20 protein-coding genes are annotated in these 16,534 nt (G+C 33.0%); 13 read left to right on the top strand and 7 right to left on the bottom strand.

Annotated features, from left to right (window positions below):
• Positions 1-36 precede the first annotated feature (36 nt).
• The gene (locus RBG61_RS02150) at positions 37-1,506 is read left to right on the top strand and encodes a sulfatase (RefSeq protein WP_307945276.1); all 1,470 of its coding nucleotides are present in this window, start codon (positions 37-39) and stop codon (positions 1,504-1,506) included.
• Positions 1,507-1,556: 50 nt separating this feature from the next.
• On the opposite strand, the gene RBG61_RS02145 is transcribed toward RBG61_RS02150, so the two are convergent.
• Genes RBG61_RS02145 through RBG61_RS02135 form a run of 3 tightly spaced genes read right to left on the bottom strand, consistent with a single transcriptional unit; the run spans position 1,557 to position 5,378 of the window.
• The gene (locus RBG61_RS02145; protein ID WP_307945274.1) at positions 1,557-2,756 is read right to left on the bottom strand and encodes a Ger(x)C family spore germination protein; all 1,200 of its coding nucleotides are present in this window, start codon (positions 2,754-2,756) and stop codon (positions 1,557-1,559) included.
• A complete protein-coding gene (locus tag RBG61_RS02140; RefSeq protein WP_307945272.1) occupies positions 2,716-3,822 on the bottom strand; it encodes a GerAB/ArcD/ProY family transporter in 1,107 nt (368 codons plus the stop codon). Before RBG61_RS02140 ends, RBG61_RS02145 begins: the two co-directional genes overlap by 41 nt.
• Positions 3,819-5,378 (bottom strand): spore germination protein, encoded by a 1,560-nt coding sequence (locus RBG61_RS02135; RefSeq protein ID WP_307945270.1) that lies wholly within the window; start codon positions 5,376-5,378, stop codon positions 3,819-3,821. The genes RBG61_RS02140 and RBG61_RS02135 overlap by 4 nt, the downstream gene beginning before the upstream one ends.
• A 254-nt stretch (positions 5,379-5,632) precedes the next feature.
• On the opposite strand from RBG61_RS02135, the gene RBG61_RS02130 reads away from it, so the two are divergent.
• Both RBG61_RS02130 and RBG61_RS02125 read left to right on the top strand, forming a co-directional pair.
• Positions 5,633-7,999, top strand: coding sequence for an ATP-dependent helicase (locus RBG61_RS02130; RefSeq protein ID WP_307945267.1), 2,367 nt, complete (start codon positions 5,633-5,635; stop codon positions 7,997-7,999).
• Between the two features lie 167 nt (positions 8,000-8,166).
• Positions 8,167-8,292, top strand: coding sequence for a hypothetical protein (locus tag RBG61_RS02125; RefSeq protein ID WP_307945265.1), 126 nt, complete (start codon positions 8,167-8,169; stop codon positions 8,290-8,292).
• A 45-nt stretch (positions 8,293-8,337) separates the two neighbouring features.
• Here RBG61_RS02125 and RBG61_RS02120 read toward each other — a convergent pair whose 3' ends face one another.
• The 3 genes from RBG61_RS02120 to RBG61_RS02110 form a co-directional block, all read right to left on the bottom strand.
• Positions 8,338-9,834 (bottom strand): recombinase family protein, encoded by a 1,497-nt coding sequence (locus RBG61_RS02120; protein ID WP_307945263.1) that lies wholly within the window; start codon positions 9,832-9,834, stop codon positions 8,338-8,340.
• Positions 9,835-9,912: 78 nt separating this feature from the next.
• Positions 9,913-10,989, bottom strand: coding sequence for a type I restriction endonuclease (locus RBG61_RS02115; RefSeq protein ID WP_307945262.1), 1,077 nt, complete (start codon positions 10,987-10,989; stop codon positions 9,913-9,915).
• A gap of 274 nt (positions 10,990-11,263) precedes the next feature.
• Positions 11,264-11,638, bottom strand: a complete 375-nt coding sequence (locus RBG61_RS02110; RefSeq protein ID WP_307945260.1) for a helix-turn-helix domain-containing protein — start codon at positions 11,636-11,638, stop codon at positions 11,264-11,266.
• 306 nt (positions 11,639-11,944) lie between these two features.
• Here RBG61_RS02110 and RBG61_RS02105 point away from each other — a divergent pair, with 306 nt between their 5' ends.
• From RBG61_RS02105 to RBG61_RS02095, 3 genes are all read left to right on the top strand, one after another.
• Entirely contained in the window at positions 11,945-12,145 is a 201-nt protein-coding gene (locus tag RBG61_RS02105) for a helix-turn-helix domain-containing protein (RefSeq protein ID WP_307945258.1), read from the top strand.
• Between the two features lie 67 nt (positions 12,146-12,212).
• Complete coding sequence (locus RBG61_RS02100; RefSeq protein WP_307945256.1) at positions 12,213-12,416, top strand: hypothetical protein; 204 nt, start codon at positions 12,213-12,215, stop codon at positions 12,414-12,416.
• A gap of 74 nt (positions 12,417-12,490) precedes the next feature.
• Positions 12,491-12,661 (top strand): hypothetical protein, encoded by a 171-nt coding sequence (locus tag RBG61_RS02095; protein WP_307945255.1) that lies wholly within the window; start codon positions 12,491-12,493, stop codon positions 12,659-12,661.
• Position 12,662: 1 nt separating this feature from the next.
• Here the strand turns inward: RBG61_RS02095 and RBG61_RS02090 are convergent, their stop codons facing one another.
• Complete coding sequence (locus RBG61_RS02090) at positions 12,663-12,884, bottom strand: hypothetical protein (RefSeq protein ID WP_307945253.1); 222 nt, start codon at positions 12,882-12,884, stop codon at positions 12,663-12,665.
• A gap of 87 nt (positions 12,885-12,971) precedes the next feature.
• On the opposite strand from RBG61_RS02090, the gene RBG61_RS02085 reads away from it, so the two are divergent.
• The 7 genes from RBG61_RS02085 (at position 12,972) to RBG61_RS02055 (ending at position 16,505) form a co-directional block, all read left to right on the top strand.
• Positions 12,972-13,277: a hypothetical protein gene (locus RBG61_RS02085; RefSeq protein WP_307945251.1), complete on the top strand. Its 306-nt coding sequence runs from the start codon at positions 12,972-12,974 to the stop codon at positions 13,275-13,277.
• A gap of 95 nt (positions 13,278-13,372) precedes the next feature.
• Positions 13,373-13,636, top strand: a complete 264-nt coding sequence (locus RBG61_RS02080) for a hypothetical protein (protein ID WP_307945249.1) — start codon at positions 13,373-13,375, stop codon at positions 13,634-13,636.
• A 194-nt stretch (positions 13,637-13,830) separates the two neighbouring features.
• Positions 13,831-14,610, top strand: a complete 780-nt coding sequence (locus tag RBG61_RS02075) for a hypothetical protein (protein WP_307945247.1) — start codon at positions 13,831-13,833, stop codon at positions 14,608-14,610.
• Positions 14,610-15,470, top strand: coding sequence for a phosphoadenosine phosphosulfate reductase family protein (locus RBG61_RS02070; protein WP_307945245.1), 861 nt, complete (start codon positions 14,610-14,612; stop codon positions 15,468-15,470). Before RBG61_RS02075 ends, RBG61_RS02070 begins: the two co-directional genes overlap by 1 nt.
• Positions 15,467-15,637, top strand: coding sequence for a hypothetical protein (locus tag RBG61_RS02065; RefSeq protein ID WP_307945244.1), 171 nt, complete (start codon positions 15,467-15,469; stop codon positions 15,635-15,637). Before RBG61_RS02070 ends, RBG61_RS02065 begins: the two co-directional genes overlap by 4 nt.
• Complete coding sequence (locus RBG61_RS02060; protein ID WP_307945242.1) at positions 15,630-16,067, top strand: hypothetical protein; 438 nt, start codon at positions 15,630-15,632, stop codon at positions 16,065-16,067. The genes RBG61_RS02065 and RBG61_RS02060 overlap by 8 nt, the downstream gene beginning before the upstream one ends.
• Positions 16,068-16,070: 3 nt before the next feature.
• The gene (locus RBG61_RS02055) at positions 16,071-16,505 is read left to right on the top strand and encodes a VRR-NUC domain-containing protein (protein WP_307945239.1); all 435 of its coding nucleotides are present in this window, start codon (positions 16,071-16,073) and stop codon (positions 16,503-16,505) included.
• Positions 16,506-16,534: the final 29 nt, after the last annotated feature.

Here is a 16,534-nt window from a genome sequence, read left to right as displayed (position 1 = left end):
TTAGTAAAATAAATTAAAATAGGGAGTTTGAGAACTATGAGAGTATTAATGTTTGACATTGACACATTAAGAAGCGACCATCTCGGCTGCTATGGTTACCAAAGAAACACTTCCCCAACAATTGATCAAATTGCTAGTGAAGGTGTACGATTCGATAATTATTATTGTCCGAATGCGCCATGTTTACCTTCACGTGCATCTTTTATTACTGGTCAGTATGGTATACGCACGGGTGTGGTTGGCCATGGTGGAACAGCAGCAGACTTAAGATTACAAGGAACTAATCGCCATTTCACTGATGATTTTTCTGAAAATGGCTTATTTATGCAGTTTAGACGTGCTGGAATGCATACAGTCAGCTTTAGTACATTTGCAGAACGCCATTCATCATGGTGGTTTAATTCAGGGTTTAATGAATGTTACAATGTTGGTGGTCGTGGTGGAGAATCCGCTGAGGCAGTTACACCAAAAGTTTTAGATTGGATTGAGCGTAACGGAAGCGCAGATAACTGGTTTATGCATGTCCATTTTTGGGATCCACATACTCCATATCGTGCACCAAAAGAATTTGGAAATCCATTTAAAGATGAACCTCTGGCTGATAATTGGATTACAGCGGAAGTTTTCAAAGAGCATTTGTTACATATAGGACCGCATGGTGCAAATGAAATTAACATGTGGAATGATGATACAAACGAAAAATGGCCACGACATCCAGGAAAACTATCCACAATTGAAGAAATGAAAGAGTTTATGGATAATTATGATTGTGGTATTAAGTATACAGACGATAACATTAAAATGATTATTGATTTCTTAAAACAAAAAGGTTTGTATGATGACGATTTAGCGATCATTGTTACTTCAGATCATGGTGAGAATATGGGTGAGCTCGGAATATATGGTGAGCATGCTACAGCCGATGAACCAACTTGTCATATCCCAATGATTATTAAATGGCCGAATGGTAAAAAAGGAATTGTTGCTGAAGGTTTTCATGATAATGTTGATTTACTTCCAACAATCAAAGAACTTTTGAATACGCCTTTGTTTGGAAATCACTATCAATATGATGGTAAGAGTTATGCAAAAACCATTTTAAATGGTGAAGACTGTTCAAAAGAGGCTGTTATATTAACGCAATGCTGCCATGTTTGTCAACGTAGCGCACGATTTAATGATTATGTTTATATAAGAACATATCATGGCGGATATCATTTATTTGAAAAAGAAATGTTATTTAACGTTAAATTAGATCCACATCAGCTCAATAATATTGCTGGCGAAAACCCTGATTTATGTGCAAAGGGAGCAAAACTGATTTTGGATTGGGTAGATGAAATGATGAAAAAATCCGATTACAGTATCGATCCACTTTGGACAGTGATGCGAGAAGGCGGCCCTGAACATGCAAGAGGTAATTTGGCAACTTTTATTGATAGAATATCAGGCACAAAACGAGAATATGGTATACCTTTATTAAGAAAGATGTATCCAAACGGATAAAATAAATCCACATAAAGATAATAGATGTTATCTTTATGTGGATTTTAACTTTATGATTTTTCAAAGTTTAATCCGACTCTGTTGGTATCAACGGATGCATGAATTTCAAATTTGATTTTGTGAGCGTTATCCTCCCAATTATTTTTGAGCTTCTTCCAAAGCTCTTTATCATTCTTTTCAATAATTCTTCCAAAATTCAATACATCAACATTATATTCGTTTATTGTTTTGTTATATGCTTTTAGACATTTTTCTTCGATTTTTTTCGCAGCCACTTTTTTTATATCTTGAATATCTGAGCTGGTTATATTTGAATGTTCATATAATATAGCTTCGTTTAATGTGGATTGACAATCAATATTTATGATTAGCTTTATATTATCTCCATTAATTGAAGGCGTTATTTTTGATTTAGTATGATAAAAATCTAAAGAAATTATTTTAAATTTATCAGTAGATGTAACTAGTTTTGTATTTTGAATTGTGTTTCGAATCCATAATACACCTTGCGTTTCATTCTCATCAAGTTTCCCAACAATTTTTCCTTGTTTTAATACAGCCATACCACTTATTTGGAGATTGCTTACTTTTTCTAAAGTTTCACCTTTGTTTTTCTTTTCATTTTGATTTGTTACAGTAGGTATGGTTTGCTTACTTTGGTTAAGAGAAAAAACAGGAAGTAATGCACCTTCTTCATCTGATTGATATGCTCGTACAAATTCGTAGAACATAATATTTTCAATTAGCCCTTTGTTCGAGTTGTTTTCAATAATTTTCTGCAAGGTTTCAGCGGGTAAAATTCCTTGGTTAATGTCTGCTTTAATGATTTCGCTTGCCTTGCTTTCACCAATTACAATACTAGCGTTTTTTCTTGCAATTTGTATTGAACTAAAGTAGGAAAGAGCTTCGTTTAATTTGTTTTGAACAAAATTTGTCCCTAAAATAATTATGCGGTTATGTCCAACAAATACTTCTTTTCCTTGAACTAGGTTAGCGTTTTGTACTGCTTCTGATATGGTTTTGCCTTGAGATTCAATAATTTTTGCGTTTTTTGAGGATGCACCAAGTCCGTTTGCGCCTTCAGCGGCAGGAGAAAATATTTGCAATGTCAATTGAATTTCATCGTTTTCATAATCCAAGCCAATTGCCTGTACTAATGCACGTGAATTTAATTGTTGTGAAGGAATACAAGAGGAGAGTATGATGCAACTAGATAGTAACATTAACAATAGAATCAATTTTGTTCTCATCTAATTTTCCTCCTTTTTTATGATATTGAGGAATTAAAAAAAGAGGTAGGATTGTTAGAAGAAAAATAGTCATAAAGCCTGTAGTGAATTTTGCTTTTTGTACCACCTCAGGCATATACGTTAAACTGATTGAAAGTAGAATTGTAAAGGCAAAAATAGCAGTTAAAGCATATTTATGTGCTTTTTTTGGTAATGTTTTTTTCAAGCATTCAGCAGTTAATAACGAATATGCTGTAACCTTAACAAATGAAATGAAAACCCAAATTACCATATGAACTGCATCTAAGCGCTGTAATATCTTTGTTTCACAGATTGAAGCAAGTGTGAAATAGGGAATAGTTTGTGAATAAGCAAATTTACCAAGTACAGTAATAATTAAAAAGTTAAATAAAAGGCTTATTATACCAGTCAAAATAATATACCAAATAAAGCATTTTGATATGTTTCCTTTGATTTTTGGTGCTAACAACAACAAGATGAATATTTCACTGTTTTTTGAAGTTACAGTCATCATAGCTTCTATAACTTGTTTCGTGGTATTAGAAAGAGATGGACTTAAATTAAGAAGGTTGATATTTTTAAAAGAAGTTATGCTGATAAAAATAACACCGCTTAAAAATATTATAAAGACTATCGTAGCAGTTCTTGCAATGCCTTCTAATCCAAATTGGGCACAAATAAAACAAGCAATGCAAAATGTTAGAATGATAGTAATACTAGAGGCGTTTGGATAAACTACTGCTGTTATAAAAAAATCAAATCCGAATACAGTTTCAATTAAGTTAAATAGCAAAATGAATCCATATAAAAAAGAAATAGAATAGCCTAGTACTTTATTCTTGCGAAATGCGATATCAATAATGTTTTGCCCATTATATTTTTTTAGAAGAATAATTGCTGGTATAACTAATATAAAGTTTAATAGAGTACATATTATAATTGCGATTAACTCAGATGACATATCGATTTTATTTGAAAAAAGAGGAATAAAATTTAAAATGTTAAATACTCGACATAATAACAATAATATAACAGCTTGACTTGCTCCTATTTTTGTTTGATTCATCGTGGTTCCTCCTTGCCATCGTTTATATGAGCACCACTAAGATTTTGTATTTTAAAATCTTCTTCTTGCATTGATTGAAAAGACTTTCTGAGAAAGGTATCTTTTATTCCATCTTTGCTTAGGGGTGCAATAGGTGACGTATAAGGAATACCAAAATTACGTAGTGAACAGATATTAACAAGTACAACAATAAAGCCTAGCGCAATCCCATACAATCCCATCATGCCACCAAGAATAATAAAGCCAATCCTTAATATTGCAATTGGTTCGTATAAAGATGGAATTACAAAAGCAGAAATAGCGGTAAGACCAATAATAAACACCATAGGAGCGCCAATGAGCCCAGCAGTTACAGCAGCATCGCCTATTACAATAGCGCCTGCAATGCTTACTGCATGCCCAATGGGACGAGGTAACCGTAAACCTGCTTCACGCATGATTTCGTATAGGAAATGAATAATCAATGCTTCAAAGAATAACGGGAATGGAGTAATTTCTTCTGCTGCGGCAATATTAAACAATAATGCGTGTGGAAGTAACTCGGGATGAAAAGTTGCTACTCCAACATATAGCCCCGGCAATAGAATAGTGATAAAAAACGAAAAGTACTTAATGATACGAATAAAACTTGCAAAATAAACTTTATGTGCATAGTCATCAAGACTTTGAAAGTTCTCGGAAAATAGATATGGTACGATTAGAGCATATGGAGTACCATCAACTAAGATTGCAACTCGACCTTCAAATATTTTAGCCGCAACTACATCTGGGCGTTCTGAAATACCAACATCCGAAAATAATGACCAAGGCTTTCCTTCCAAAAAAGGTTGTAGGTAGCCTGACGTTAAAATTACATCTAACTTTATGCTTTTAATTTTTTGACGTATGCCTTGCAGGAGATGAGGTGAAACCTTGTCTGTTACATACATTAAACAGATGTCTGTTTTGCTCGTTTTTCCAACAGTCATCAGCTCAAATTTTAAAGTAGGCGACTTAATTCTTCTACGTACCATGCTCATGTTAATTCTAAGAGGCTCTGTAAAGCCTTCTCGTGAACCACGTTCATTTACTTCACTAACAGGTTCAGATATTGAACGAAAATTAAAGCCTTGCATTCCAAATGCAATGCCTTTATCCAGTCCGTCAAAGAGTATTACAACAAACCCTGACATGATAAAGCGAAATACTTCTTCATAAGAAAAAACGTCAACCATATCGGCAGCCATTATTGTTCTGTTATGAATAAACTCATATATTTCTTTGCCATCCGCTTCATCTGAAAACTTCTGATTAAGCAAAGGTTCCAACAGCATTTCAGACATAGTTTGTAGATTAACCATGCCTTCAATCATTATAAAATTTACTTTGATGTTTGAAATTGTAATATCTCTTACCAAAAAATCAGCTGAATTTTGATATTTGCTTCTTAATCCAACTATATTATCCAGAATATTGGTGCTAAGCGGGCTTTTCTCTTCTTCGTCGACTTGAGAGTTTTCGTTTTTATTTGTATAAAGCTTTGTTGCAGCGATTTTATTTTTCAAATACTGAAACATTTATTCACCTACAATTTTGTAATTTTTATGTTTATCTTTAGTAAGCTTTGCGAGATATGTAATCTATGCTGTGCAAAGTTACTATATAGTGTTTTCTGATTGAATAGAAAAATACATAATGGGAATAGAGAAATTGCACTACACTTGTTAGTCAAAATATGTTATAATAATATTCAATGGGTAATTATGTCCAAATATAGAGCTGAAGTAAGAAAAAGAAATGAATAATAGATGAGGATAACGAGGTATAAAGAATGCAAGCAGCCAAACAAGAATTGATAGTACTAAAAAAGAAAATACTTGATCATAGATTTCAAAGAATGAATAGTATGCAAAAACTTGCTGTTTTTCAAACAGAAGGTCCTGTTTTAATTTTAGCTGGAGCAGGTAGTGGAAAAACTACTGTTTTGGTAAACCGAATTGCATATATGATGCATTTTGGAAATGCATACTTGAATGACGCGATCCCGCAGGATTTAACAGAAACAGGATATGCTTTTTTAAAAGAAATAGAAGATAAAAATGATTATGATGTAGAGCAACTAAAGGAAGCGTTGAACATTAACCCAATTAACCCTTGGAATATTCTTGCTATCACATTTACAAATAAAGCGGCAAATGAGCTGAAAGAACGATTGGAAGCAATGTTGGGAGAAGCGGCAACTCATATTAACGCTGGCACATTTCACTCCATTTGTGTGCGTATATTAAGAAAAGAAATAGAAGCATTAGGATATGAAAAAAGTTTTACTATTTATGATACGGACGATAGCTTGCGTGTGATTAAAGATTGCATGTCTGAGCTTTCTTTGGATGATAAAATGTATCCTCCTAAAGCTTTATTGGGCAGTATTAGTAGAGCAAAAGACTCTATGATTTCTCCTGATGATTACCTAAAAGAAAATGGTGATGATTTTAGAAAAAAAGCCATTGGAAATGTATATGCATCTTATCAGAAAAAATTAAAAAACTCTAATGCTTTAGATTTTGATGATATTATCGGGTTAACAGTACAATTATTTATGGAAAATGAGGATGTACTCCATCATTATCAAAATCTATATAAATATATTTTGGTTGATGAGTATCAGGATACGAACCATGCACAATATCAATTGGTTAGTCTTTTAAGCGCAAGACATCAAAATCTTTGTGTTGTTGGTGATGATGACCAAAGTATTTATAAATTTAGAGGAGCAACGATTGAAAATATTTTAAGTTTTGAACAAGAATTTAAGGGAGCAACAGTTATCCGCTTAGAGCAAAATTACCGTTCTACTCAAAACATTTTGGATGCTGCTAATGAAGTTATCAAAAATAATGCCGCTAGAAAAGGTAAGAATTTGTGGACCGAAAATGGTTCAGGAGATAAAATAACGCAATACAGAGCACAAGACGAGGTCGGCGAAGCTTTATTCATTGCAAAGGAAATTGAAAAGAATATACAAGATGGTATGCGATTTGGCGACCATGCAATTTTATATCGTACCAACGCACAATCAGCAACGATTGAGCGTCAATTTGTAAAAGCTGGCATTCCATATAAAATTGTTGGCGGTCATAAGTTCTTTGATAGAAAAGAAATTAAAGATGTATTAGCTTACTTTCACATCATTGATAATGCATACGATTCTGTTCGACTAAAACGTGTTATCAACGAACCTAAGCGTGGAATTGGCGATACAACGGTTAAGAATATTGAAGCCATTGCTCAACAGCTTGGTGTCTCCATGCTTGAAGTAATGAAGAATTCCGCTGATTATGGATCACTTGCTAAAAAAAGCATGAGCCTTATAAGATTTGCAACAATGATTGAAGAGCTATATGAATTATCTTTAACGCTTTCACTAGATGAGTTGTTAGATGAGTTATTGGAAAAAACGACTTATCTTGAATATCTAAAAGCACAAGGAAAAGACGGAGAACCAAGAATAGAAAATATTGAAGAGCTGAAATCTAATCTTGTTAAATATGAAGAAGAGAATGAAGAAGCAACACTATCGGGCTTTTTGGAAGAGGTTTCATTATACACTGACTTAGATACTGTAAATAGTTCAGATGATAGCGTAATCATGATGACTATGCATTCAGCAAAAGGTTTAGAGTATAAATCTGTGTTTGTTATCGGTTTGGAAGAAGGATTGTTCCCAAGTTACATGTCATCTAACAGCGCTGAAGAATTAGAAGAAGAGCGTCGTTTGGCTTATGTTGCATTGACACGTGCAAAACAAAAATTATATTTAACCAACAGTGCTCAACGTATGCTGTTTGGTAGAACAAGTCGAAACTTACCTTCTCGGTTTTTAAAAGAGATTCCTACTGATTTAATTGAGTTAGTAGATGATACGCAAAAAGCATTTGGCTATGCTCCAAGACCTGAAAAGCCAAAACCTGTTTATAAACCTGAATTAGAGGGTATGGTAGGTGTTCAAAAACAAGTAGAAAAGGCAACAATTTCATATACAATTGGTGATTTTGTTGAGCATAAGATGTTCGGTAAAGGAAAAGTTGTTTCTATGACCAAAATGAGCAACGATACTTTAGTTGAAGTAGTATTTGATAAGGTAGGCACGAAAAAAATAATGGCAAACTTTGCAAAACTGAATAAAATATCAATCTGATAATTAGCACAAAAAGTATATTTCTTCATAATATATATTGAGTATAAAGTTGAAACTATTCCTATACTATGTAATCAAAAGGATTGTTAATGGAAGTAAAATAGTTAACTTTAGTAAGAAGACAGTGTGCACGCTGTTTTTTTAAATATATTATTAGGAGGATATACATGGCTGATTCAAATTTCTTGTCACAACAAAATAATGTTGCAAGTTCGTTTAAAGAAGCTGTAACAATTAATGCTGACAGAATCTACGATTCATGCTCTGATAAGGATTGCACAAGTTGGAACTAATACGACAAATCCCTATATTACGCCATTTGTAATATAGGGATTATTTTATATATCTTTCAATTTTAGAGTTAAAATGAATTGATTTGTCTTCCAAGTAGGTTCTTTATAGTAATAAATGCTATCAATAATTGATTTTAAAAGAGTATTCTTTTTGTTAGTATCAGAATCATTGTAAGCTGCTAAAACATTTTGAATTTGCTTTACTTGGTTACGAATATTTTTTTTATTTATCTGTGATATATGAGTTTCAATATTTTCCTGTGAAGATTGCAATGATTTTATTTTACTATCCAATAGTTTGCTTCTTTCAGTAAATACCTCAATCGTATAAACATTTTGCTCTAAAAGGTCATATAAATTATTCTTTTGCTTCTTACATAATTCTAATTCCTTTTTTATGCTTTGCAAGTTTGCTTCAAAATGGCTAGTTTCAACTGATTTATTATTCTCAATTTTTAATTTAAGATTTTCAATCTCATTTTTCAAATTTTCAAGAACAGCGTTCTCAACAAGGTCAAAAGGGGTAGACTTGATGCATGATTTTGCTTGGCACATTAGATATGACCTATCCATTCTGCGCACATAGCGATACTGCATTTTATTGCCACAATTAGAGCAGAAAACAAGGCCGGCAAGTGGATTAGCTAAATCAGTAGTTTTACAAGAAGGATGATATCGTTCTTTTTTGATTGCTTGTGCTTTATTAAATAATTCTTCGTCAATAATTGGTGGATGTATCGCATCATAAGTTTTCCATTGATCCTCAGGAAGTGGTATCACTTTTTTCTCAAAGCCATCAATTGTGTTTCTTTTTATATGCTTGTGTTGATTCCATAAAGTTTTACCGATATACACAGGATTGGTTAGTATTCTTAATATGGTACTGCGGTTAAATGCAGCACCTCGTCTAGGTGTTGCACCCATTAAGTTAATAGTATTAGCAATCGTTTCACAGCCATATCCTTCATGTACGTACATGTTAAACATGATGCGAATAAACTTAGCTTCTTCCTCCACGATTTCTAAGGTTGGTAGTTTATCTTTAACGGCTTTTGAATATCCATATGGTGCATTAGCAATATAACCACCATCTTGAATAGTCTTTTGTAGGCCCTGTTGTAATCTACGAGTAATTGTTTTTAATTCTTTACGAGCGAAGAAACTTTGAAATTCGGTGTATTCTTCGTCAAATTCATTATTTAAGTCATGAATTTTTCTAGGTGTGATAATTTTAGTATTACTGTTTTTCAAAGTTTCCAGTATAATTCCTTGTTGTGCCATCGTTCCACGGCCAAGACGATCAATATCCATACATAATACTGCATCGTACTTTCCGCTTTCGACATTTTCAAGTAGTCTTAGCATTTCGGTTCTAGCATATAAGTTTTCACCGCTAACTACTTCTTCATAGATGTCGCTTATTATTAAATTGTTTTTTTTAGCAAATTCCAATAAAGTGTCTTTGTGTTTCTTTAAAGTATCATCTAAGGTGTCACTTAATTCTTCAGCTCTTGATTTTCTAAGATAAATTGCAACATTCAAGAATTTATACTCCTTTCTTAAAATAAACCCTAGCATATTTATGCTGGGGTTTAATAATGACATTATAAATTTACTATATTAAGATTGATATCTACTTAATACTTCAACAAGTTGATCTTTATAGTTGTAAATATCATATATGTTATCAATTGTGTTTTTAATCTCTTTTTTGTTTTGGTCTGGTATTATAAGCACTTTTTTGTTTTCAGTAAGAATTAGTCGACAAATCCAGTTAGTTACCTTGGATTTAAATAGAATTGACAAATAGCTTTCGGTATCTTTGTATCCAATATCGTTAACAGAAGCATAATCTTTTAATATATTTTTTACAATAAAATAAGCTTCTAATTCATCGTTTGTTGTAAAAATCTTTGAGGTTTTTTCTGGTACAACTAATTCTGGTTCTTCACTTGGTAGTTGAACATCATTAGTAGGTTGATTTCCTTCTACACCTAAAGCCGATTTTATTTTATCATTCATTAGTTCACTTATATAATTATTTAGTGATTTTTTCAAAATAGGTCTAAAGCGGTCAAGTACTGCTTGCGTTTTTAATCCATCATACGCTGAGGTAAGAAAAAATCTTAAAAAATCATCACTTGGTTGTTGTAATTGTTCAGCTAATAAATTCTTAAATTCATAAGAGTATTTTAATTCTGAAGCTGTATCTAATATTTCATTAACATCAAAATTAGATTTATGAAATTTTTTTAATTCTGCAACTTGATTTTCTTTTATATCTAGAATATTGATTTCTAAAAAAGGCTTTTCATCCATTTTATTTTTTTCTTGAAGATCCGTGTAAAAACGGAAGTATTGACCATTTGTAAGTATCGCAAATTTAGCTGCAGTGGTACCGAAGTATCTAAATAATTGAGAATCATGTTTCTGTAAATTTTCGCCTATCCATTTTGCTTCAATTAAAATAACAGGTAAACCATCATTTAAAATGGCATAGTCTACTTTTTCACCTTTTTTTATTCCTACATCAGCAATGAATTCCGGTACAAATTCATCAGGATTAAAAACATCATAACCTAATAATGCGAAAAAAGGCATGATTATAGATGTTTTGGTTGCTTCCTCTGTTTGAATATTATCTTTTAGATTTTCGACACGCTTTGAAAATTGCTTGACTTGGTCAATGAAATCCATGATGTCACATCCTTATTTAATTTATTATCTTAATTATTATCATATCAATGACAATAGCAAGAGCAAATTTAAAATAGAAAAGATAATGCTTTATTAAATCTTTTCACTTTATTATGAAAAGATCTCAAAAGTACAGTTTATGGAATTGAATATAGGTCTATGTTATAATACATTTGGTGCTAGCACTAGAGGGGAAATTCAATTATAATCGAGGTTAGTCGAATGGATTTAAAAAAAGAACTGCTAGACATCACAGTAAATGACAGTACAGTAATTAGTCAGTTGATCCATTTTTCCGAGAAGCTAAAAAACGAGCGTGCTCGAGAAGAGTCTTCTGATCGTCAGGATGTAATTCATCAAAAAGATTAAGCAAATTTTCTAACTCTTTATTATTGCCGGCAAGCACTGCATTACTCACATCGGTTTCATTAGCTGATGTGGGTAATTTTTTTTTGTCTTTTCCAAGCAGATATTCGATTGAAACATCAAGCAATTGAGATATTTGAGGCAAATACTTAATGTATGATGTGTTATTTCCATTTTTCCAATTAGTAAATGCTTGTTTAGATATACCTAAATATTCGCATAAATCTTTCTGGGTTATGTTTTTTGATTTCATTTCATTTACTATTATATCTAAAGTACACAAAATATTTACCACCTTTTTATTCAATGCTACAAATTAACTATTTTCGTTACTAAAATAATGCATTTATATTGACAGTAACGAAAATGTGTACTATTATTGTTTTACGGGTAAACTATATTTACCGTAACCGTACCGTCCAAGTACAGCTATCAAAAAGGCTATTCATATAACGCTAAAGTTTGACCACTACAGCGTAATAATTTTTAATTATGATTCACATAAATGTATAGCCTTTTTTAGTATAGCATTTATTTTTTAATTACGCAATCAATAAATTGGAAAAATTGCAAGAAAGGAGGAAACAGGGTGGAAGCCAAAAATAGAATAACTCCATTCGGTATGAAAATTAAGCTTGCGCTCAATGAAAAAGGACTATCTCAAAAGGAGTTATGTAATAAGTTAAAAATAGATCCATCAACTTTGAGCCGAATTATTCGTGGTAAAAATGGTGGCTATAGTGAAGTGACAATCGAACTTATTTGTAAGGAACTCAACATAGCTTGTTAAATATAAGCAAGTTGCACGAATAGGACAAAATTATCGAATCATAAAATCTTATAAAGGGGTGGTTGCTTTGATAAGTATAAAAAATCTCATTAACTTTGATGATAGTAAATGTGCTATTAAAATGCCGGATGTTGATGAAATACGAATGAATGAGTTCGCAAATGGTGGCCCTATAGTAGGTGTTATTAAAAGTAAAACGGCAACACCTGAATCTATTAAAAAAACACACGAGATGATCGGGAGTATCCTAGGCGGCGAAATAATTTCTTAATGTTAGTTACAGTCAAAAAGGCTGTTAGGAAATGATAAAAAACAAGAAGTAAACAAAGTGGGAGGTGAAAGATAGTGGAAGCAGTTAAAAACATAAATTGCAAAGGTGTTGAAGTACAGGTAACTGGTGATTTAAAAAAACTTATGTGCGATTTAGATATCGCAGAAAAGAAAATTGACCTACTTACTTCAAAGCTACAAAAAGCTAATCTATTAGCAGGTCAATTAAGCAAAGTAGGCAACTAGACTACTCAAAGATGCTGTTGATTGCATTGTCAATGTCATTTCCTATTTCATCAATTCCGCTGACCGTAACTGGAATTTGATTATTGCAATGTGGGCATGTAATAGTATCTCCATCTTCATTTAGCGATACTGTTATAGCTTGATTACAATATGGACATTCGCAATCAACTAATTCATTTGCAAGTTCATTTCTTAAATCGTCCGTAAAACCCGTAATAAACACCACCTTTCGACTAAATATTACCATATAAGAAAGGCAAATGCAATTAAAGTAAAAATTTGATAATGACGTTAAAAAGGAAGTGACAAAATGAAAACTAAATATGTATTGATAAAAGACAAACGCAGGTATCTATTAAAGCGAAAAGTATGTTCCATTGTAAACGGGATTGTATGTGTTACTAGTTTGACTATGACACTCGGTCTTGTTGGTTCGTTGGAGTATGACAACATACCTTTTGTAAACGCTTTAATTGGTTTAGCTATTTGTCTTTTTATTTTTTCGGCTACGGTAGCAATTTATAACAACAAAATCAGCAAACCTCATCCGGTTATTTACTTGGAGGAGGTGGACAAGCTTGAAACTGGAAAAGTACTTAAGAGTAATTGCAATTAGCAGCGTTGTTTTCTTAACGATCGTAATATCAGTTTTTGCAGTCAAATGTAGCTCTCAAATAACGAATTTTAGTGAAGAAGAGCAGGTAGTGGCTTATGTCTAAAATAATAATTCCACCGCCTGTGCCTGAACTGTTCCTACATAACAACAAGTACGGTTTCAAAATCAAAGTAAACCACGATTCAATCAAACCACTATATGAACTTTTTAAGCAAAGAAGAAACCTATCATCACACTATCCGATTAGTGATAAAGATAGGTTGGATTTTGAGAATTGGTTGGTTGCTAACTGGACAAGCAGGGGCTTTTGTATACCAAAATTCATGCAAGAGGTTAAAGTTAATGAAAAGGTATCTTGAAAAGAAAAAGGCACTTTAGAATCCCACAATTCTAAAGTGCTTAATCGCAAAGTTACATATCCATGAGATACGCAAAGTTCCTATAAATATTATACATCTCTTGGATAGTAATGTCAATCGAAATGGGCATTTGTTGCCCATTTCAGAACTTGATAAGGTATTATATTTAGAAAAATATCAAGGGGATGGAAAGTATGTATCAACTACAAATGTACCAAGCAGGTGACACAATAGAAGTAATAAAACTACATCCTACTTTTTATGAAAAAAATAGGATGAGAGCAAAAAAAGAAAAGCCCTCACCTGAGAATATTAAAAAGCAAAATGAAAAATTAGCAAAGGATAAATTAAGAAGGTTAGTGAATGAAAATTTTTATTGTAATGACCTTCATATAATTCTTACTTACAAAAAGGAAAATAGACCGGATCCAATAACAGCAACTAAACATTTAAAAAAAGTATTTTCCAAAATGAGAATTGAGCATCGAAAGATAGGGCAAGAGCTGCAGTATGTTGCTGTAACCGGATATGGTGATAAAGATGTGAATGATAGTGAGAATATCGAAGGAGCAGAACAGCATAGTGAATCTGCAATGCATCATCATATTATAACCAATTACATAGATGTTAGACTTTGGACGGAAGTTTGGAAAGAATATGGTCGAGCTTGGTTTTTTCCTCTTGATGATAGAGGTAATTATGGGGAGCTAACAAATTATTTCATAGGCCATACTCAAAACAAATTTAGAGCCAATGATACACCATATCATAAGCGGTATAGTCGAAGCCGTAATTTGAAAGAGCCACCACCACCTAAAAAGAAAAAAGTGCAGTGTGACTCATGGATGAAAGAGCCTAAACCATTAAAGGGATATTTTATTGATCGTGATTCTATAGAAAACGGTGTATCCGAAGTAACGGGGTATCCTTATCAATTTTATAGAATGATAAAAATACAAAGAAGGCGAAGATGATGGATTTAGAACATAAAGCAATTGAAAGATTGAAACAAGCAAGTGAGATGTCGATTCATTTTTATCAAGCTCCTTTATTGATAACCGCAAGTGGCGGTAAGGATAGTGATATATGTCTTGAACTTGCCAAACGTAGTGGAATTACATATGAAGTTCAACATAGTTTAACAACTGCTGATGCACCGCAAACAGTACACCATATAAAAAAGCAATTTTATGAACTAGAATTACAAGGAATTAAATGCAATATATCATATCCAATGTATAAGGGTAAGCGCACATCTATGTGGCGGTTAATAGAACAGAAAAAAATGCCTCCAACTAGAATTGGCCGTTATTGTTGTGAAATATTGAAAGAGGGTGCAGGAGCAGGTCGAATGATTACAACAGGTGTACGCTGGGCTGAAAGCAATAAGCGAAAAAGCCGAGGTGTGTTAGAAGCAATTTCTCGTAATAAAGATAATAAAATTATTCTTACGAATGACAACGATGATAAGCGACAGTTGATTGAAAAATGTGAGATGCAAGCAAAAACAGTATGCAATCCAATTATTGAATGGATGGATAGCGATGTTTGGAATTATATTGACTCTGAAAAGATAGATGTAAACCCACTTTATTATTGTGGCTTTAACCGAGTAGGATGTGTTGGTTGTCCAATGGCAGGGAAAACAAGATATTATGAATTTCGTATGTTTCCAAAGTATCAACAAAATTATATAAAAGCATTTGAAAGAATGCTTGCACTTAAATCTAATGTAACAACTTGGAAAACGGGAGAAGATGTATTTCGTTGGTGGATGGAAGAAGATTTTATGCAATTAAGGTTTGAAGATATTCTAAAGGAGCGGGTGCAATGAGAAAGACATGCGTAGGCTGTTATTATTACCGGTACATATCAAGAAGTACGCTTTTGTGGGGTTGCCATTATTGTTTGGATACAGGAGAACCTCGTGGGTGCGATTCTGAAAACTGTGACAAAAAGTTATTGAAAGTAAAAAAAGAAGGAGGTCTAAGCCATGGATAAAAATGAAACTTTAATCGGTGTTTGTAGATTCTGTGGTCAGTATAATCTTTATAGTGACATGGAAGGCACAAGCGAAGCAGAAAGAAATGAACGTGCAACAAGGCAATGTAATTGCGATGAAGGAAAAAAGTATGCTGAACAACTAGCTTTTGAAGAAAAGCGAAAAAAGCAAAGAGAAGAAACATTATTAAGGGCATCAATACAAATTGAAGAGTTGTTTGGTGAAGGAGCTAGGAAACAGAATTTTCCGTCATTATCTGAAAATTACCTCACCATATTTAATAATATGGCCGCTCTTATTTATGATGATGTTATCTTAAAATGTAACATTGATGTAACAGGATTGGTAAAAGCGACTATATCAACCAATGCAAAAGGTGTGCTTCAGATACAACGGACTGATAAAATTGTCGGAAAATTGGAGGTCTAAGCCATGGTTAACCTAGACGGTATTTCACCACAACGAAGGAAAGAACTGTATGGCACAAAGCCAATTAGCCAAATAGGACAACCACTCGAAGGAGCAGAGCAACAAGCTCTGTTCCAGTGGTCCGTTTGGATGAGCCATCAATATCCGGAATTAGAATTGCTTTATCACACACCAAACGAGGGCAAGCGGAGTAAATCGCAAGGCGCAAAGCTTGTGCGTGAAGGACTCAAAAAGGGTGTGCCGGATATTCACCTTCCCGTTCCTAGCGGAAGATTTGTAAGCTTGTACATCGAAATGAAACGCAAAGGCCAAGCGCCTACCAAAGATCAGCTTGATTGGATTGAAAAATTACAACTACACGGAAATGCTGCAAGAGTTTGTTATTCATGTGATGAAGCAATAGATGTAATCATGAAATATTTAAAGGGTGAGTTGTGATGGATTGTGCAACGTGCGTATATTTTAAT

The organism is Paludicola sp. MB14-C6, assembly GCF_030908625.1.
In the GTDB taxonomy this organism is placed as follows: Bacteria; Bacillota; Clostridia; order Oscillospirales; family Ruminococcaceae; genus Paludihabitans.
Note: the sequence above shows the minus strand (reverse complement) of the source record. Positions and strands in the feature narration are given on the sequence as shown.